The sequence below is a fragment of the Glycomyces sp. NPDC050141 genome (assembly GCF_055586545.1).
Window position 1 is genome coordinate 1 of the sequence record NZ_JBVJHZ010000069.1, and the last position, 17057, is coordinate 17057.

Consider the following 17057-nt stretch of genomic DNA (forward strand, 5'->3'; position numbering starts at 1 on the left):
TTGTCGGCCCTCCGAATACAACACCGGTATTCGGAGGGCCTTCCGCCTTGCGAGCGAACAAACGGACTCGGATACCGCCGCTCCCTGATTCGCAGCACAGGCCCTAGCTGACGACCCCGCGGGCCATCTCCCGCAGCCGCTTCACCCGGTCCGCCGTGGGCGGGTGGGTCGAGAACAGCCGCGAGAGCCCGCCGCCGCGCAGCGGCGACTCGATCATCAGGTGCGACTGCTCCGCGATCTTCGAGTCCGCGCGTGCCGGCATCCGGTCGACCCCGGCCGAGATCTTCTCCAGCGCGCTCGCGAGCGCGAGCGGGTCCCCGGTGAGGCGCGCGCCGTCGGCGTCGGCCTCGTACTCGCGCGAACGCGACACGGCCATCTGGATGAGCCCGGCCGCGAGCGGGCCGAGGATCATCGTCAGCAGCAGCACGAGCGGGTTCGGCCGGTCCTCGTCGTCGGAGGCGAAGAACGGCAGGAATATCGCGAGGTTCGCGAGCATCGTGATGATGCTGGCGAGCGCGCCCGCGACCGAGGAGATGAGGATGTCGCGGTTGTAGACGTGCGACAGCTCGTGCCCGATCACGGCCCGCAGCTCGGCGGGCGTGAGCAGCTGCAGGATGCCCTGGGTGACGGCGACGGCCGCGTTCTCGGGGTTGCGGCCCGTCGCGAACGCGTTCGGCTGCATCGTGGGCGAGACGTAGAGGCGCGGCATCGGCTGGTTCGCGCGGTGCGCGAGCTCGCGGACCATCGCGTACAGCTGCGGCGCCTGCGCTTCGGGGACCGGCTGCGCGCGCATGGAGCGCAGGGCGATCTTGTCCGAGTTGAAGTAGGCGTACGCGTTCATGCCGACGGCGATGACCGCGGCGATGAGGATGCCGGTGGAGCCGCCGAGCGCGTAGCCGATGGCGATGACGAGCGCCGACATCGCGCCGAGCAGCACCGCCGTCTTGAGGCCGTTGTGGTGCTTCATGATGTTCGAGTTCCCTCCCTGTGGGAAAGAGCAACGTTGTGGTTACGGCCAGTATTTCTCTGTGAGCTGGGAATTTACCGAGAAACGGTGGTGAAGTCCAACACGACCTGCGGCGCGAGCGTGACGGCGAGCAGCGCGAGGCCGATGGCGGCGAGGGCGATCGCGAAGCGGCCCTTCGGTATGAATTGCCCTCGGCCGAGGAGGACCGTGCGGGCGAGCGGCAGGTAGTAGGCGAGCCCGAGGACCGCGCCTGCGGCGACGATCACGGCGAGCCACAGCGCCGACGACGCCAGGACCTCCAGGATGACGACCTTCGCAAACGTCCCGGCCAGAGCAGGAGGCAGCCCGGCCAACCCGATCACGGCGAAGAGGAAGAGCGAAGCGGGCAGAGGAGCGGACCGCCAAAGCCCGGCAAGCGCTGCAACCGCCCCGCCGTCGCTTCTCACCGCAGTCAGAGCCGCGAAGGCTCCGGCCTCCAGCAGCACGAAGAAGACCGCGTAGGCGAGCGCAGCCGATGCGGCGGCCGCCGCGTCCTCGCGGCCTGCCGCTGTCGCGACCACTGCCAGCGGCGCGAGCGTGTAACCGGCGTGGGCGATGCCCGACCACGCCAGCAGCGGCACCGTACGGCGCTGCACCAGCGCCCCGAGGTTGCCGATCACGATTGAGGCGACGCTCAACGCCGCCACCACGATCCCGGTGCTCGTCCCCGCGCTCGCACCGAGTCCGAAGTGCACCACCCAGACGATGGCGACCGCGCCGCCGAGCTTCGAAGCGCTCGCAAGATAGGTCGCGATCGGCAGCGGGGCCCGCTCGAGCACCAGCGGCGCCCAGGCGTGCAGCGGCGCGGCCGCGAGCTTGAACGCGAACCCGCCGATCAGCAGCGCCGCCCCGGCCGCCGCGAGCGCGGGATCGGCCCCGGACAGCCCCGCCGCGAGCCCTTCCAGATGCACGGTGCCCGCTGCCGCGTAGAGCAGCGCCGCACCCATGAGTGCGGTCGCCGACGACGCGATCGAGGCGATCAGGAACGTCACGCCCGCTTCAGCGCCGTCGCGGTCCGACTGCTTCGCCTTAACGTCGCCGAGGTCCGCCTCTGCGCCGGTTCGGCCCGGCCCCTTCGGCCCCGGCCAGGCGACGAGCGCGTACAGCGGCACCGTCAGCGTCTCGAGCGCCACGATCAACGTGATGAGGTCCCGCGAACCCGCGAGCGTGATGCCGCCCGCCGTCGAGACCGCCAGCAGGAACCAGTACTCGCCCGACTGCCGCCCGCTCACCGCCGCCACCAGGACGCTCAACCCGGCGAACAGGGCCGCCGCGCCCATGGCCGCGTCATCGGCCACATAGGAGTGCCATGTTTCGACCGCGAACGTCGACCGGTCCGCCCCGGCCCCTACCCAGACCGCCGCGATCGCGGCCGCGCTGAGCCCGGTCATCATGCAGGCCTTGGCGAACCGTCCCGCGAACAGTGCGAGCACTGCCGCGCCCGCCGCGAGGTACAGCGGCAGCAGCGCCACGTGGTCGATCGCCTGCACCCGCATCTACAGCAGCCCCTCACCGAACAGGTCCAGCAGCGGGCCCGGGATCAGGCCGAGCAGCAGCGTCCCGGCCACCAGTGGCGACCAGACCACGAGCTCCGCAGTGGTTGTGTCGCCGATGCCCGAGGTCGCGGACACCATGGGGCCGTGGCTCACTCGCCGCAGCAGCCGCAGCAGGTACGCCGCCGCCAGGAACGCCCCGAACGCCGCCGCGACGGCCAGCGCGAGCCATACGCCGCCGCGTTCGGCGGCCGCGTAGACCGTGAACGCCTCGCCCCAGAACCCCGCGAGGCCCGGGAGCCCGAGTGACGCGAACGCCGCGAAGCCGAACAGGCCCGCGAGGGCGGGCGCGGCGAGCCGGAGTCCGCCGAGCGAGCCGAGGAGGCCGGTGTGCGTGCGGGATTTGAGCGCCCCGGCGAGGAAGAACAGGAGCGGCGTGATCAGGCCGTGCGCGAGGTTCCCGAAGAGCGCGGCGTTGATGCCCGCTTCAGTGCCCGTGGCGAAGGCGAGGACGACGAAGCCCATGTGCCCCACGGAGGAGTACGCGATGAGGCGTTTGAGTTCGGGGAGGCTCAGGCACACCAGGCCCGCGATGAGGATGCCGAGCGCGGCGAGTACTGCGAGGACCGGCGCGGCGTCGGCCGCGCCTTGCGGGGCGATGCCGCCCGCGACGCGGATGAGGCCGTAGGTGCCGAGTTTGAGGAGCACGCCTGCGAGGAGGACCGAGCCGACCGTGGGCGCGGCGGTGTGCGCGTCGGGGAGCCAGGAGTGCAGCGGCCAGAGCGGGGCTTTGACCGCGAACCCGATGGCCAGCAAGGCGAATACGAGGAGCGATATGTCGCGGCTGACACCTCCGAGGACGATGATCGCCCCGAGGTCGGCGGTCCCGGTGTCGGCGACGGCGATGAAGAGCCCGGTCGCCATGAGCAGTGACCCGGCGACGGTGAAGAGGGCGAACTTCGCGGCGGCATGGCGGCGGGCGGCCGGGTCGCCGTAGCGGTGGATGATCGCCCACATCGGCACCAGGACCGCTTCGAACGCGACGAAGAACAGGATCAGGTTGTCCGCGAAGAACACGAGCGTTGAGGCGAACTGCACCAGAAGCAACAACGCGGTCAGCGAAGGCGCCGGTCTGCCGGGCACCCCCAGCGCCGTTTCGCCGGGCATGCCGATCGCCGTTTCGTCGGGCACCACGGAAGCATCGCCCGCGGCCAGGGAAGGGCCCCCGGTTTCAACCCTACGAGCCGCAACCTGAAGCGGAGCTGAAGTGTGCCGTTCGGCACCGAGCGCATTGTGGAGGCAGCACAGCAGGCCAAGCAGCGCCGTGAGCAGCGCCAGCGGCCACGAGACGCCGTCGACCGCGATGGAGAAGTCCAGGTGGATCGAAGGCGCCCACGCGAACTCGACCTCGTGCCACCAGCCGCCGTTCAAGCTCGAACCGAACGTCGACCAGTTCCCGTTGCCGCGCCCGGCCGGCAGCACCGCGACCGCCACCAGCGCCAGCGCCGCAGCGCCCACCCCGAGCCAGTGCGCGGAAGCGCGGCTCCGCCGCGCCCACACCAGCACCGCCCCGAAGAGCGGCACCGCGACCGCCGCCGCCAGCATCAGTTCCACAGGCTCACCCCGATCGCCACCACCGCGACCAGCAGCGTCCCCGCCGCGCTCAACCGCAGATACCGCACGAGCCCGCCCCGGTGCCCGGCCGCCGTGTCCTCGGCCGCCGCGAGCGTCGCCCGCGCCGTGCCCTCCACTGCCGTCCGGTCCACCAGGCGCTCGTCGAGAACGCGGGCCGCCGCACTAGCGGACCGTGCGAGTGCCCGAGTCGCCTTGCCCGCCAGTGCCTCCGTGTAGAAGCCGTTCGCCATTGCCGTCCTGGCCCGCCCGAGGACGCCCGCAGGGTCGCGCTCGGCGTCCATCGCGGGGACCGCTCGCCGGTGCCCGCGCCACCAGGCGTCGGCGATCACGGCGAACCCGCCCGCGGTCGCGAGCAGCAGCAGCGCCATCAAGTCCAAGTGCAGGCCCGGCACCAGGAAGTACCCGGTGTAGAAGACGGCGCCGACCCCGACCGTCGCGACCATCAACGCCCACAAGCTGAACGCCTCTGCACCCGGCACCGCCGCCCGTGCCGCGCCCGCCGCCTCGCGCTCCGGCGCGCCGCGCCAGAACAGCAGCAGCCACAGCCGCGCCGAGTACGCGGCCGTCAGGATGCTCGCCCCGACCCCGGCCCAGAACACGACCACCCCGGCCGGAGTCCCGGCCTCGTAGGCCGCACCGAGGACCGCCTCTTTGCTGTAGAAACCGCTGAGCGGCGGCAAGCCGGCCATCGCGGCGAGCCCGATCGTCATGGCCCAGAACGCCAGCCACGCGTCGCGGGGCCGCAGCCTCGTCGTCCGCAGCGACCCGTTCGTGCCCGCGAGCGCGATCACGACGCCGGCGGTGAGAAACAGGAGCCCCTTGAACGCGGCGTGCGAGACGAGGTGGAACAGCGCCGCGTCCCCAGCCGCCACCGCCACGGCCGCGAACATGAACCCGACTTGGCTCACGGTGGACCACGCGAGCACGCCCTTGAGATCCGTTGCCGCGAGCGCGCACAGGCCCGCCCCGATCATCGTCACGGCCGCGACCACCGCCACCACGACGAGCAGGTCCACCGGCCAGGCCGGGAGCAGGCGCGTCTGGACGTACGCTCCGGCTGCGACCATCGTCGCCGCGTGGATGAGCGCGCTCACCGGCGTCGGACCGGCCATCGCGGGCGGCAGCCAGATCTGGAGCGGGAACTGCGCCGACTTCCCGATGCAGCCGAACAGGATCAGCAGCATCCCCGCCGCCGCGGGTCCGCCCGACACGTCCGCAACGGCGTCGATCCGGAAACTCCCGGCTGCCGCGCCGAGGACCATCACGCCGAGCACGAACGCCACATCGCCGAACCGCGTCATCAGGAACGCCTTCGCCGCCGCGCCGGGTGCCTCCGGGAGTTTCGCGTAGTGGGCGATGAGCAGGTACGAGCACGCGCCCATGACCTCCCACCCGATGAGCATGAACACCAGGTCGTCCGCCGCGACGACCAGCAGCATCGCGGCGCAGAACAGGTTGACCTGCGCCGCGAACGGCGCATAGCGCGGGTCGTCGCGCAGGTACGCGGCCGAGTAGACCTGTACCAGGAACGTCACGAACGCAGTCGCGATCGCGACCGCACCGGCCTTCAACGACAGGTCAAGCGCGAGTTCGACCTCCACCGGCCCGAAATCGGCAAGCCCCAGAGCGAACCGGGGCTGCACGACAGCACAAACGACCGCCAGGCCCAACGCGATCGCGGGCGCGGCGAACGCCCAGAACCTCGCCAGGCCCCGGTCCCAGACGAGCAGCCCGGCCAGGCCCGCCGCAGCGGGGACGCCGATGAGGAGCAGCCCGAACATCATCGGCCGCTCCGGGCGTCATCGTCGTCAGTCTCGGCAGGCAGGTCGTCAGTATCGATAGTGGCGCGCAGCCGCCAAAGGTGAAGAATGAGTGCGAGCCCGACGCCGACCTCGGCGGCCGCGATGACCACGATGAACAGCGCGAAGCTCTGCCCTGTGTAGGCATTGTGAACCAGATCCGCGCTTACGAGCATCAGATGGACCCCGCCGAGCATGAGTTCGGCGGCGGCGAGCTGCAGGACCGCGTTGCGGCGCGTCAGGACCCCGTAGAGGCCGATAGCGAACAGCCCCACGGCGATCAGAAACCCGATCAGCGGGTGCACGGCACCCTCCCCGGAAGGGCGTGTCGGGTCGATGGGGGCCACATGGCCTCATCTTGGACTACCGGACACCCTGAAGTCCAGCGTCAGGAGCGTGTTGATGCGGGTCGATCGCTATGTGGCAGAAGTGCCGTTCACCTCCGCCCGGCAATCGCACGGGCCCGCCCCTCGACATGAGCCCGCATCGGATCGCGTTCCCAAGCCGCATGCCAGTTCTCGGTGTCGGACTCCGGTCCGGTGAGCACCGCGATGAGACGCGGGCCCGCGCTGGTCATCTCGTCGGAGACGAGCCGGTGGAGGGCGTGGTCGGCGGTGGAGCGGAAGACGGTGAGGCGAACGCGGTCGCCGCCGCCTATGCCGATGTAGAACTCGTCGAGCCGGAGCCAGTCGGGGGAGTTCGCGCTGTCGTCGCGACGCTCGACCGGAACGACCGCGCGGCGGGGGAGTGGTGTCATCGCGTTGCCGGTCATCGGGTCGCCTCCCGGAGTTCGAGGGCCTGGAGTTTGAGCGCCCGGAGTTCGAGGGCAAGGGCGGCAGGCGGATTCGGCGCGGCCGAGCGGGTGCGACGGGCCGCCCGGCGGTGACTTGCCGGGGTGCGAGGACGCGCCGGGACGCCTCGCCGGAGCCGCAGGTCTGCGGGGGACAGGTCGCCGGAGGCCAGCGCGGCATCGCGCTGGGCCTTGGTGGCGGTGTAGACGAGGAGTCGGGCGGCCGACTCGCGGGAAGGGCACCCGTGTGCGCCCCAACGATCACCGCACCAGAAGCAGCGCAGGCGACCGAGACCCAGCCAGGTCCGGTAGGGCTGGTGGAGATGCAGGTCGATCTTGGTCCAAGCGGGGACGGCGTCAAGAGTTAGGCTCAGCAATGCCATGAGATTTCCGCCGCTCATTCCGAGACGCGCCACTGGGTATGTCCGCAGCTTCGAGCGGATCGTCCGCTCCTTCCCGAACCGGCTCACCGTGTGGCGCGAAGGCGAGTCGATCCAGGATGCCGACACCGGCAAGCGGGCCCGAATGGTCGAAGTGACCGTCGGTGAGGTGCCAGCGAGCCCATCGGTCTCGTCAGCGCTCGGCCTCGCGTCCGGTAATTCGGTACTGCGCCGTTCCCGGCGCTTCGCGGTCGAGCAGCGGCCGATCCAGCTCGCCGACTCCTTCTATCTGGTCGACATGGTCCGCGCTACCCCGATCGTCTACACCGACACCGGTCCCGGAGGCGTCTATGCTCGGCTCGCGGAGATCGGCCATGAGCCGATCCGGTTCACTGAGCGACTGACTGCCCGCATGCCGCTTCCGTCCGAGCGGACCGCTCTCGAACTTCCCGGCGGTACACCCGTCATCGCAATCGTCCGAACCGCCTTCGACTCCGAAGACCACTGCGTCGAGGTCACCGAGATGATCATCGACGCGAGCGCCTACGAACTCGATTACCACGCCACCGTCTGACCGGCTCAGCTCCACGAGTCCCGTTGCAGTTCAAGGCCGTCGAGGATGAGGTTGAGGCCGATTTCGAACTCGTCGGCGTAGGTGTAGCCGGGCTTCATGGCGTGTTCGACGGCCATCTCGACCAGGTGCGGGTACTCGTCGACCGGGGCCTGTTCCAGGACTGAACTGGCGGCCTCTTGTACGTGCTCCGGCGAGTCGAGCGGGAGCGCGAGCTCTTGGATCGTGAAGCCGTAGACGTAGCTGTCCAGCAGTGAGAACGCGTGGGCCGCACCGGCAACCGTGAAGCCCTGGGCGCGGAGGCAGCCGATCACGGCGTTGTGGTGCCGCAGGGTCGCCGGGCCCGGGTTCGCGCGGGAGTCCATCAGGGCGATCGCCCAGGGGTGGCGGATGAGGGCCTCCCGCATCGAGGCGGCGCGGCGGTGCATCGCGGACTTCCAGTCGTCGACCTCGGCGGGGAGCTCGACCTCGGCGAAGACGAGGTCGACCATGCCGTCGAGCAGCGCGTCCTTGTTGCGGAAGTGGTGGTAGAGCGCCATGGCCTGCACGCCAAGGCTTTCGGCGAGCTTGCGGGTGCTCGGGACCTTGCCGTCGGAGGCGTCGGCCATCGCCACGGCGGCGCGCGCGACTTTCTCCCTGGTGAGCGTGTCGCGCCGCGTCGGCTGCGGCCAGCTCGCGTCGATGCCCACCTGATACTCCCCGTTCATCGGCTGCTTCCCGCAGGGACTGTACACCGTACAGTTTTACTGTACACTGTAAAGGTGCGGTTGGAAACGAACCGCCATCCCTCAAGTCAGGAGCAGGTCATGGAACCTTCGAACCCGATAATCCCGCAGGTCGGCGTCGGTAAGCGGATGTGCATCGTCGGCGCCTCCGGCAGGCTCGGCCACTACATGGTCAAGCACGCCCTCGACCGCGGCTACGAGGTCGTCGGCGTCTGCCGCGAGAAGAGCGTGCCGAAACTCGCCGAGTACGCCGACCGGATCACGATCCACGGCGGCCAGACCAACGACCGGGACGTCATCGCCCGCGCCGTCGAAGGCTGCGACGCCGTCCTCACCGTGCTCGTGCCCTGGGGCGTGGACGACTACGCCTCAGGCACCGCCCGCGCGGTCATGGACTTCGCGAAACCCGGTGCGCGCCTGGTCTACTCGTGCGGCTGGCACATCACCCGCGACGGCAAGGACACCTACTCCTGGAAGATCAAGGCCGCCGTCGCCTTCGCCAGGTTCCTGCGGTTCACCCGGCTCCTCGACATGGACGACCAGTACCGCGCCACCGACGCGATCTTCAAGAGCGACACCCGCTGGACCGTCGTGCGCGGCAGCGACCTCGAAGAGGGCCCCAGCGAAGGCCTGCCCGTCTGGACTCGCCACGTCGGCGACCCGGTCCTGGAGAGCAACATGACCCGCCGGATCGACTACGCGCTCTTCATGGTCGAGGCCGCCACTGACGACACGCTCGTGGGGGAGGCGCCAGCGATCGTCGGCTGCAAGACGCCCTCGGCGATGGCCCACGCCGCCGAAACCGCCTGAGCGACTAGGGGACCCTCCGCGGGCGAGCGCCACGATCGCGGGGCGCCCGCGGCCGCTGGGTTCTCGGTAGCGTTGACCCAGGAGGTGATCCCATGGGCCCCTTGATCCGCGCCGTGGGCGGCGCGCTGCGAGACCTCGTCCGCGAGGTCGGCCGCGCCTTGGAGAACGACCGCCCGATCGAAGCGGCCTTCGAGGAGGACCGGCCCCACCGCGCCGACCTCGGCGGGGCCGCCCCGTCCAGGGAAGGGTGGGAGGAGGAAGCGCCCTACTCGTTCACGGAGGTGTGGAAGGAGCAGCTCGTCTATACCGAGCCGCGCGGCACCTACAGCTTCCTGTGCGGTTGGGGCAATTTCAAGCGGCCCTTCAGCGTCGGCGTGCCCACAGCCGAGCATTGGGATCACGCGACACCGGCGTGGATGCACGGCAGGCGGGACGAGATCCTCGCGCGGCTCCGCCACTGGGCGGGGGTGAACTACACGATCGACGAGTACGGGCCGACGCCCGAGGGCCCCGGGCAACCGGAAGAGTCCTGAACCGGGCCCGGCATACGCGGTTCTATCAAGGAGCGGGGCGAAGCGGCCTCGCGCCGGGAGGAGGTGGGTAAACGAGCTAACGCAGGAGGAGATCCACCAGTGCGAAGGCGAAGAGTGCGACCGCGACGAAGCCGTTGGCGGTGAAGAACGCCCGGTTGACCTTGGAGAGGTCGTTCGGCTTCACCACGGTGTGCTCGTAGGCGAGGGCGATCGCGACGACGGCGAGGCCGATCCAGTAGATCCAGCCGAAGCCGGTCAGCGCGCCGAACCAGGCGAACGCCGCCCAGGCGATCACGTGGGTGATCGTGGAGGCGTGGAGCGAGGCCTTGACGCCCCAGCGGGCCGGGGTCGAGTGGACGCCGATCTCGCGGTCGACCTCGACGTCCTGGCAGGCGTAGATCAGGTCGAAGCCGCCGATCCAGAGGCCCACGGCCGCACCGAGGACGATGCTCGGTCCGGAGCCCGCGAAGTCGCCGGTCACGGCGAGCCAGGCGCCGACGGGGGCGACCATCTGGGCGAGGCCGAGGATCGCGTGCGGGTAGTTCGTGAAGCGCTTCGCGTACGGGTAGACGATGAGCGGCGCGACCGCGAGCGGGCTCAGCATGAGGCACAGCGGGTTGAGCAGCGCGGCCGAGGCGAGGAGCGCCACGAGGCTCACCGCGCAGCCGATGTACGCGGTCTTCAGGGAGACCTTGCCGGTCACGAGCTCGCGCTTGGCGGTGCGCGGGTTCTGCGCGTCGATCTTGCGGTCGATGATCCGGTTCGCGGCCATCGCGAGGGTCCGCGCGCTGACCATCGCGATGGTGACGAGGACCAGGACCCACCACGAGAACGCGTCTTCGAGGTGCATCACGGTGAGCGTCGACAGGTACGCGAAGGGCAGCGCGAACACCGAGTGCTCGAACGCGACGAGCTTCAGGAAGTCCTTGACGTGGTTGGGCTTGGGGGCAAGGGTCTCAGTCAAGTCCGTACTCTTTCCAGCGCTTGTCGACCATCGCCTTCACGGCCGAACTCATGGTCATCGCCTCGGGCCAGCCGCGCGTGTACCCCTCCTCGGGCCACTTCGCGGTCGCGTCGATCCCGGCCTTGCCGCCCCAGAACTGGTGGTAGGAGGCGTGGTCGAGGTGGTCGACCGGGCCCTCGGTGAGGAGCAGGTCCCGCGAGTAGTCCACGTTCCCCAGTGCGCGCCAAGCGACCTCGCGGTAGTCGTGCACGTCGCAGTCGGCGTCGACCACGACGATGAGCTTGGTCAGGCTCATCATCTGCAGGCCCCAGATCGCGCTCATGACCTTCTGCGCCTGCTTCGGGAACTTCTTGTCGATCGAGACGATCACGCAGTTGTGGAAGACCCCGGCCGCCGGCATGTCGTAGTCGACGATCTCGGGGATCATGATCTTCACCAGCGGCAGGAACGTCCGCTCGGTCGCCTTCCCGAGCCCGTGGTCCTCCTGGGGCGGGGCCGAGGTGATGATGGTGTGGTAGATCGGGTGCTGCCGCATGGTCATCGCCTCGATGTGCATGACCGGGAACGGCTCCACAGGCGTGTAGAACCCCGTGTGGTCGCCGAACGGCCCCTCGTCCACGCGCTCGCCGGGCTCGGCCCAGCCTTCGAGGACGATCTGCGAGTTCGCCGGGACCTGGAGCGGCACGGTCAGGCAGTCGACCATCTCGACGCGCTCGCCGCGCAGGAACCCCGCGAACAGGTATTCGTCGATGTCCGGCGGGAGCGGGGCGGTCGCGGCGTAGGCCATGACCGGGTCGGGGCCGATCGCGATGGCCACGGGCAGGCGCTCGCCGCGCTTCTCGGCCTCGGCGTAGTGCGAGGTCGAGTTCTTGTGGATCTGCCAGTGCAGGCCGATCGAGCGCTCGGTGTGCTGCTGGAGCCGGTAGAGGCCCACGTTGCGCTTGCCGGTCTCGGGGTGCTTGGTGTGGGTGAGCCCGAAGTTGTGGAAGACCCCGCCGTCACCGGGCCAGACCTGGAGCCCCGGGAGCATGTTCAGGTCGACGTCGTCGCCGGTGAAGACCACTTCCTGGCACGGGGCCTTGCGGATCTTCTTGGGCGGCACGGACTTGAGCTGCATGAGCTTGCCGAGGCCGTCGCGGATGCCCGCCCAGCCGACGGGCAGCTCGGGCTTGGCGAGCTCGCCGATGCGGTCGCCGATCTCGTTCAGCGACTTGACGCCGAGGGCCTTGGCCATGCGCGCCTCGGTGCCGAAGACGTTGATCGCGACGGGGATGGTGCTCCCGGACGGGTTCTCGAAGAGCAGCGCGGGGCCGTCTTCGCGGATCACCCGCTGGGTGACCTCGGAGATCTCCAGGTGCGGGTCGACCTCGGCCCTGATGCGCTTGAGGTCGCCGTCCGCCTCGAGGGCGGCGAGGAACGCCTGCAGGTCTTCGTACGGGAACTTGGGTGCCACGGAGTTCATTCAACCACCCGCCCGCGGTCACATTTCCGGGCTCTACTTCGTCCTGGTGTTGCGAGCACCTTCCCTTGTGAGCTACATTACGATACGGTACCGTATCGTTTCGTATAGGCGTAGGCTCAAGCCAACACCACGATAGGCCCGGGGTACGACATCCCCGGCGATCGAACACCTAGCGCCCCGGGCCGCAACCCCGCCCGCCGCGCTCCCGAGCCGCGGTCGGCGCCGCGGCCCGCATCAAATGGATCAACGTCTTTCCTTGCACTGCACAGAAACGGAAACCCTGTGAGCGACACCCGTTCCGAACCGACCACCACGGCGGAGGACCAAGGCCACCCGCGCCGTTGGGCCATCCTGGCCGTCCTGGTCGTCAGCCTCATCGTCGTCGTCCTCGACAACACCGTCCTCAACGTCGCCATGAAGACCCTGGCCGAGCCCGCCCCTGAAGGCGTCGGTGCGACCCAGAGCGACCTGGCCTGGATGATCAACTCCTACACGCTGGTCTTCGCGGGCCTGCTGTTCGCCTTCGGCATCTTCGGCGACCGCATCGGCCGCAAGAAGATGCTCATCGGCGGCCTCGTCGTCTTCGGCGCCGCCTCCCTGCTCTCGGCCTACGCCGAGACGCCCGACCAGCTCATCTGGTACCGCGCCCTCATGGGCTTCGGTGCCGCCATGATGATGCCCTCCACCCTCTCCATGCTCCGGAACCTGTTCCCGGCCAAGGAGTTCCCGAAGGCCCTCGGCATCTGGACCGGCGCGGTCGGCATCGGCGGCGCCATCGGCCCGATCGTCGGCGGCGCGCTCCTCGAGCGCTTCTGGTGGGGCTCGGTCTTCCTCATCAACGTGCCGATCGTCATCTTCGGCATCATCGCGCTGCTGATCATGGCCCCCGAATCCAAGGGCTTCCAGGCCAAGCCCGACCTCGTCGGCATGGCCCTGTCCATCATCGGCCTCGTCAGCCTCACCTACGGCATCATCGAGGCGGGTGACTCCGGTTCGTGGAGCGGCGTCGAAGTCTGGGGCACCGCCGGATTCGGCCTGCTCGTGCTCGTCGGGTTCGTCCTGTGGGAGCGGAGCATTCCGCACGCCTCGCTGGACATGAAGCTGTTCAAGAACTCCCGCTTCTCGGCCTCCTCGGCCATCATCGTGCTCACGTTCTTCGGCATGATGGGCCTGTTCTTCTTCATGACCTTCTACATCCAGATCGTCCAGGGCTACTCGCCGCTGAAGACCGGCCTGCTGTTCCTGCCCATGGGCGCGGCGATGCTCATCTTCGCCCCGCTCTCGAGCACCCTGGTCCAGCGCTTCGGCGCGAAGGCCGTCGGCGTCGGCGGGATGCTGCTGATCATCGCCAACTTCGCGATCTCGGCCACGCTCACCGTCGACACCCCGGTGTGGGTCCTCATCGTGCAGTTCGCCATCACCGGCATCGGCATGTCGAACCTCATGCCCCCGGCGATGAACACGCTCATGTCCTCCGTCCCGCGTGAGAAGGCGGGCGTCGGTTCGGCCCTGAGCAACACGCTGCGGCAGGTCGGCGGCGCCCTCGGCGTCGCGGTCCTCGGCACCGTCATGGCCCAGGCCTACCGGAACGAGATCACCGACGCGGCCCCGCAGCTGCCCGACCCGGCCCGCGAGTCCATCGCGACCACGTACGGCGCGATCGAATCCGGTGAACTTCCGGCCGAAGCGATCCCGGCGCTCCAGGACGCGGCCAACACCTCGTTCATCGACGCCCTGCACACCACCGCCTACGCCGCGATCGGCGTGGCCCTCGTCGGCCTCATCATCATCGCGGCGTTCTTCCCCGGCAAGCAGCGCGAGACCGGGGCCCCGGAGCAGGCTGCCGAGCCCGCCCTCGCCGAGGCCTAGGGGAGAATCAGGCCATGCCTCCCGAGCTCAGCGAGACACCGACCGTCCCGGACCATGCCGCCGAAGCCAGCGCCAGCGCTGACCGCAGCGGCCCCGACGACGGCGCTGCGGCGCCGGCCCCCGCCAAGGGCCGGCCCCGCAGCGAGGCGGTCAGCCAGGCCATCCTGGAAGCCGCCCTCGACCTCATCGCCGAGCACGAGAACACCACGGACGTCAGCGTGGAGGCCGTCGCGGAGCGCTCCGGCGTCTCCAAGGCCTCCATCTACCGGCGCTGGGCCTCCAAGGAGGAGCTCCTCGCCGCCGCGATGGAGAGCATCAAGGCCCCGCTCCCGGAGTCGATGCCGCGCACCTCGTTCCGCGACGACCTGATCCACTTGGGCCACAGCATGACCCGGACCTTCGGGCCGCGGGACATGAAGGTCGTCAAGTGCATGATGCTCGCCGTCAAGGACAACCCCGAGTACCAGCGCCACCACCAGCGCCTCGTCGAGTACCGCCGCAAGTTCGTGCGCGACACCTTCGCGTACTGGATCGAACGCGGCGAGGCCCGCCCGGACCTCGACCTGCACCTCGCCGTCGCCATGTTCATCAGCCCCCTGCTGACGATCTACGTCTACGGCCAGTACGCCGACGTCCAGCAGCCCGACACCGTCGAGCGCCTGGTCGACAACCTCCTGCAGGGGATCGGCACCGCGCTCGCCGAGTAGCACGGCAACGCCTCGCGGCCTTCACGATCCACTCGGATCGTGAAGGCCGCGTTCGCTTTCCCCGGATCGGATATGACCGGGCCCCGCCGTCCCGCGGGGCCCGGTCACCGGAAGGAACCGAGGATCTGGTCGAGGGGGCCCGGCTCACCGCCTCCCGGTGGGCCGGGCCCGAACCGTGCCGCCTAGTTGACCGGCGGGTAGGCGTTCTCGAGGAGCTCCGCGAACTGCTCGGAGGACCAGTGGCCCGAGAGCGGCATGTTGTCGCGGGCACCCGAGGGGTTGTTGCCGTTGCGGATGTTGCCCTGGTAGTCGGGGTCGCACATCTCGTCGAAGCCCTTGCCCTCGTCGTTGGGGATCAGCGAGGAGGAGCCGTCGGACTCGCCCGGGGGCTTGATCCAGACGTAGGCGTCGATCCAGGACTCGGGGTCGGCCTGCGGCCGCTCACCGAGGCCGGCACCGGCCTGGTTGCACCAGTTGCCCTTCTGGAAGCGCTGGTCGATGCGGGACTCGTCGACGAAGGTCACCGGGTCCGTGGAGGTCGACGGGCCGGTGGGCCGGTAGTCGCCGCCCCAGCCGTTGCGGCTGGTATCGATCAGCATGCCGATGTCGGAGTTGAAGCCGTTGGCGATGAGTTCAGTACGGAAGGCCTCGGTGAAGTCCTTCTCGTTGTTGAAGTCGTTCCAGTCGACCCACTTGACATTCGGGTTCTGGTTGATGGCCTGGCCGCCGACGTTCTGGTTGACCGCCCAGTAGGGCTCTTCCAGCACCGAGTAGTTCGCGGTGTTGGAGATGAAGCCGTGCACGTCGTCGGCGGTCATCCCGTTCTCGCCGATGAGCGAGCCGAACAGCTCGGCCGCGGCGAAGAAGTTGTCGTACTGCGGGTTGGTGTCGCCCCAGCCGATCCAGCCGTGGTGGCCGGCGTCGATGTAGTTGTAGGTGTTGCCGAGGGCGCCGAGCTCGGAGACCGCGTACGAGACGCCGTCCACGTAGTTCCCGTTGTTCTTCATCGTGTCGCAGTTGGCGGTCGCAGTCGCCCGCGGCGTCACGTTGGTGACCAGGTTCGGGAGGGAGTCGATCTCGATGACGTTGACGATCTTGAGGTCGGCGTACTTGGCCATCCCCTGGATGTCGACGATCGGGTCGATGTAGTCCTCTTTGTACTCCGTGATCTGGGTCGCCGAGAGCTCGCCATTGGAGGCGAGGGCGGCGCAGTCGCGGCCGGGGAGGTTGTAGATGACGATCTGGATGGTGTCCGCGCCCTGCGCGAGGGCCTCGTCGAGGTGGTCCTCCAGGCCCATCGTGCCCGTGGTGGGGGAGTCGTTGCCGTAGATCGCGGAGGTGCGGTCGAGCCACACGCCCGTGGGCTGGTCGGCGATCGCGTCGCCGCCCGGCTCGGCCGCGGCGCGGTCGGACCACTGCGGGTTGACGTAGACCTGCGAGCCGCGGTAGGGGTTGTCGACCTTGTCGCCGCCGCCCGGGGGGTTCCCGGTGGTGGGGCCGTCGGTCGGGGTCGTGGAGGTGGGCGGCGTCGTGGGGTTGGAGGGCCCGTTGCAGACGTCGCCGTTGATCGTGAACGTGCCCGGAGCGGTGGAGGAGCCGCTGCCGATGAACCCGAACACCTCACGGCTCTGACCGGAGGCGATGCTGGCGTTCCAGCCGACGTCCTTGCCGGTGAAGGCGGTGCCGGACTGGGTCCAGCCGACGTTCCACGCGCTGGAGACGGTGGTCCCGGCCGGGAAGTTCCACTTGATCTCCCAGCCGTTGATCGGCTCGTCGGCGGTGATGACGACGTTGGCCTGGAAGCCGCCGCCCCACGAGCTGACGATGTTGTAGTCGACTTCGCAGCCTTCTTCGGCGAGTGCCTGGTTCGCCGAAGCGAAGGTCAGACCGGTCGCAGCGAGCGCGCCCACGGCGACGCTCGTGAGCGCGAGTCTCCTTCTCCTTCGAGAGAGTTGCATGTTTCGATGTCCTTCGGGGTTGATTGGCCACGTCACGCGGCCCGGAACGGGTGTCCATCGAGGGAAGCGCTCCCAAGATGTGCATTGATAATCTCCGATATATTGATGGACTGTCAAGAGGTCCACCAGGAAAATTCGCTCCTGCGCCCGTTTTGGCCAACGCTTTCGAAGGTGCTCCCACGATCGGCAAGCGCTTGAATCAGTGAAAACGCTCCCGCGCCAACCGAACAGTTCCCTTAGAAAAACTCCGGCGCGCAACGACGGCGGGGGGGGGGGGGGGGGGGGGGGGGGGGGGGGGGAGGGGGGGGCGGGGGGGGGGGGGGGGGGGGGGGGGGGGGGGGGGGGGGGGGGGGGG

16 protein-coding genes are annotated in these 17057 nt (G+C 69.3%); 5 read left to right on the forward strand and 11 right to left on the reverse strand.

Annotation, left to right across the window (positions count from 1 at the left end; all coding sequences use genetic code 11):
• Positions 1 to 103: 103 nt before the first annotated feature.
• From htpX to ACZ60M_RS24915, 7 genes are all read right to left on the reverse strand, one after another.
• The gene (gene htpX / locus ACZ60M_RS24885; RefSeq protein WP_465421854.1) at positions 104 to 967 is read right to left on the reverse strand and encodes a zinc metalloprotease HtpX; all 864 of its coding nucleotides are present in this window, start codon (positions 965 to 967) and stop codon (positions 104 to 106) included.
• Positions 968 to 1041: 74 nt separating this feature from the next.
• Positions 1042 to 2502 carry an NADH-quinone oxidoreductase subunit N gene (locus ACZ60M_RS24890; RefSeq protein ID WP_465421856.1) on the reverse strand — a complete coding sequence of 487 codons (1461 nt, stop codon included), beginning with the start codon at positions 2500 to 2502 and terminating at the stop codon, positions 1042 to 1044.
• A complete protein-coding gene (locus ACZ60M_RS24895) occupies positions 2503 to 4104 on the reverse strand; it encodes a complex I subunit 4 family protein (RefSeq protein WP_465421882.1) in 1602 nt (533 codons plus the stop codon). It lies immediately after the preceding gene.
• Positions 4104 to 5918, reverse strand: a complete 1815-nt coding sequence (locus tag ACZ60M_RS24900; protein WP_465421858.1) for an NADH-quinone oxidoreductase subunit 5 family protein — start codon at positions 5916 to 5918, stop codon at positions 4104 to 4106. The genes ACZ60M_RS24895 and ACZ60M_RS24900 overlap by 1 nt, the downstream gene beginning before the upstream one ends.
• Complete coding sequence (gene nuoK, locus ACZ60M_RS24905) at positions 5915 to 6238, reverse strand: NADH-quinone oxidoreductase subunit NuoK (protein ID WP_465421860.1); 324 nt, start codon at positions 6236 to 6238, stop codon at positions 5915 to 5917. The genes ACZ60M_RS24900 and nuoK overlap by 4 nt, the downstream gene beginning before the upstream one ends.
• A 131-nt stretch (positions 6239 to 6369) precedes the next feature.
• Positions 6370 to 6705 (reverse strand): hypothetical protein, encoded by a 336-nt coding sequence (locus ACZ60M_RS24910; RefSeq protein WP_465421861.1) that lies wholly within the window; start codon positions 6703 to 6705, stop codon positions 6370 to 6372.
• The gene (locus tag ACZ60M_RS24915; RefSeq protein ID WP_465421863.1) at positions 6702 to 7106 is read right to left on the reverse strand and encodes a hypothetical protein; all 405 of its coding nucleotides are present in this window, start codon (positions 7104 to 7106) and stop codon (positions 6702 to 6704) included. The genes ACZ60M_RS24910 and ACZ60M_RS24915 overlap by 4 nt, the downstream gene beginning before the upstream one ends.
• Here ACZ60M_RS24915 and ACZ60M_RS24920 point away from each other — a divergent pair.
• Complete coding sequence (locus tag ACZ60M_RS24920) at positions 7105 to 7677, forward strand: UTRA domain-containing protein (protein ID WP_465421865.1); 573 nt, start codon at positions 7105 to 7107, stop codon at positions 7675 to 7677. The genes ACZ60M_RS24915 and ACZ60M_RS24920 overlap by 2 nt on opposite strands.
• A gap of 5 nt (positions 7678 to 7682) precedes the next feature.
• On the opposite strand, the gene ACZ60M_RS24925 is transcribed toward ACZ60M_RS24920, so the two are convergent.
• Positions 7683 to 8381 carry a TetR/AcrR family transcriptional regulator gene (locus ACZ60M_RS24925; RefSeq protein ID WP_465421867.1) on the reverse strand — a complete coding sequence of 233 codons (699 nt, stop codon included), beginning with the start codon at positions 8379 to 8381 and terminating at the stop codon, positions 7683 to 7685.
• A gap of 99 nt (positions 8382 to 8480) precedes the next feature.
• On the opposite strand from ACZ60M_RS24925, the gene ACZ60M_RS24930 reads away from it, so the two are divergent.
• Together ACZ60M_RS24930 and ACZ60M_RS24935 are read left to right on the forward strand one after the other, a co-directional pair.
• Positions 8481 to 9209 carry an NAD(P)-dependent oxidoreductase gene (locus ACZ60M_RS24930; protein WP_465421869.1) on the forward strand — a complete coding sequence of 243 codons (729 nt, stop codon included), beginning with the start codon at positions 8481 to 8483 and terminating at the stop codon, positions 9207 to 9209.
• Between the two features lie 92 nt (positions 9210 to 9301).
• Positions 9302 to 9742 carry a hypothetical protein gene (locus ACZ60M_RS24935; protein WP_465421871.1) on the forward strand — a complete coding sequence of 147 codons (441 nt, stop codon included), beginning with the start codon at positions 9302 to 9304 and terminating at the stop codon, positions 9740 to 9742.
• A 76-nt stretch (positions 9743 to 9818) separates the two neighbouring features.
• On the opposite strand, the gene mqnP is transcribed toward ACZ60M_RS24935, so the two are convergent.
• On the reverse strand, positions 9819 to 10706 hold the full coding sequence (gene mqnP / locus ACZ60M_RS24940) for a menaquinone biosynthesis prenyltransferase MqnP (protein WP_465421873.1): 888 nt from the start codon (positions 10704 to 10706) through the stop codon (positions 9819 to 9821).
• Entirely contained in the window at positions 10699 to 12159 is a 1461-nt protein-coding gene (locus tag ACZ60M_RS24945) for a menaquinone biosynthesis decarboxylase (RefSeq protein WP_465421875.1), read from the reverse strand. The genes mqnP and ACZ60M_RS24945 overlap by 8 nt, the downstream gene beginning before the upstream one ends.
• Positions 12160 to 12450: 291 nt before the next feature.
• Between ACZ60M_RS24945 and ACZ60M_RS24950 the strand changes: the two genes are divergently transcribed.
• Both ACZ60M_RS24950 and ACZ60M_RS24955 read left to right on the forward strand, forming a co-directional pair.
• The gene (locus ACZ60M_RS24950) at positions 12451 to 14037 is read left to right on the forward strand and encodes an MFS transporter (RefSeq protein WP_465421876.1); all 1587 of its coding nucleotides are present in this window, start codon (positions 12451 to 12453) and stop codon (positions 14035 to 14037) included.
• A gap of 14 nt (positions 14038 to 14051) precedes the next feature.
• Positions 14052 to 14744 carry a TetR/AcrR family transcriptional regulator gene (locus tag ACZ60M_RS24955; protein ID WP_465421878.1) on the forward strand — a complete coding sequence of 231 codons (693 nt, stop codon included), beginning with the start codon at positions 14052 to 14054 and terminating at the stop codon, positions 14742 to 14744.
• A gap of 182 nt (positions 14745 to 14926) precedes the next feature.
• Here the strand turns inward: ACZ60M_RS24955 and ACZ60M_RS24960 are convergent, their stop codons facing one another.
• Complete coding sequence (locus ACZ60M_RS24960) at positions 14927 to 16702, reverse strand: glycoside hydrolase family 6 protein (RefSeq protein WP_465421880.1); 1776 nt, start codon at positions 16700 to 16702, stop codon at positions 14927 to 14929.
• Positions 16703 to 17057: the final 355 nt, after the last annotated feature.

Bases quoted from the DNA above. Each gene is read 5' to 3' on its own strand.
- htpX (WP_465421854.1), bottom strand. From the start codon at position 967: ATGAAGCACCACAACGGCCTCAAGACGGCGGTGCTGCTCGGCGCGATG.
- ACZ60M_RS24890 (WP_465421856.1), bottom strand. From the start codon at position 2,502: ATGCGGGTGCAGGCGATCGACCACGTGGCGCTGCTGCCGCTGTACCTC.
- ACZ60M_RS24895 (WP_465421882.1), bottom strand. From the start codon at position 4,104: ATGCTGGCGGCGGCGGTCGCGGTGCCGCTCTTCGGGGCGGTGCTGGTG.
- ACZ60M_RS24900 (WP_465421858.1), bottom strand. From the start codon at position 5,918: ATGATGTTCGGGCTGCTCCTCATCGGCGTCCCCGCTGCGGCGGGCCTG.
- ACZ60M_RS24910 (WP_465421861.1), bottom strand. From the start codon at position 6,705: ATGACCGGCAACGCGATGACACCACTCCCCCGCCGCGCGGTCGTTCCG.
- ACZ60M_RS24920 (WP_465421865.1), top strand. From the start codon at position 7,105: ATGAGATTTCCGCCGCTCATTCCGAGACGCGCCACTGGGTATGTCCGC.
- ACZ60M_RS24915 (WP_465421863.1), bottom strand. From the start codon at position 7,106: ATGGCATTGCTGAGCCTAACTCTTGACGCCGTCCCCGCTTGGACCAAG.
- ACZ60M_RS24925 (WP_465421867.1), bottom strand. From the start codon at position 8,381: ATGAACGGGGAGTATCAGGTGGGCATCGACGCGAGCTGGCCGCAGCCG.
- ACZ60M_RS24930 (WP_465421869.1), top strand. From the start codon at position 8,481: ATGGAACCTTCGAACCCGATAATCCCGCAGGTCGGCGTCGGTAAGCGG.
- ACZ60M_RS24935 (WP_465421871.1), top strand. From the start codon at position 9,302: ATGGGCCCCTTGATCCGCGCCGTGGGCGGCGCGCTGCGAGACCTCGTC.
- ACZ60M_RS24955 (WP_465421878.1), top strand. From the start codon at position 14,052: ATGCCTCCCGAGCTCAGCGAGACACCGACCGTCCCGGACCATGCCGCC.
- ACZ60M_RS24960 (WP_465421880.1), bottom strand. From the start codon at position 16,702: ATGCAACTCTCTCGAAGGAGAAGGAGACTCGCGCTCACGAGCGTCGCC.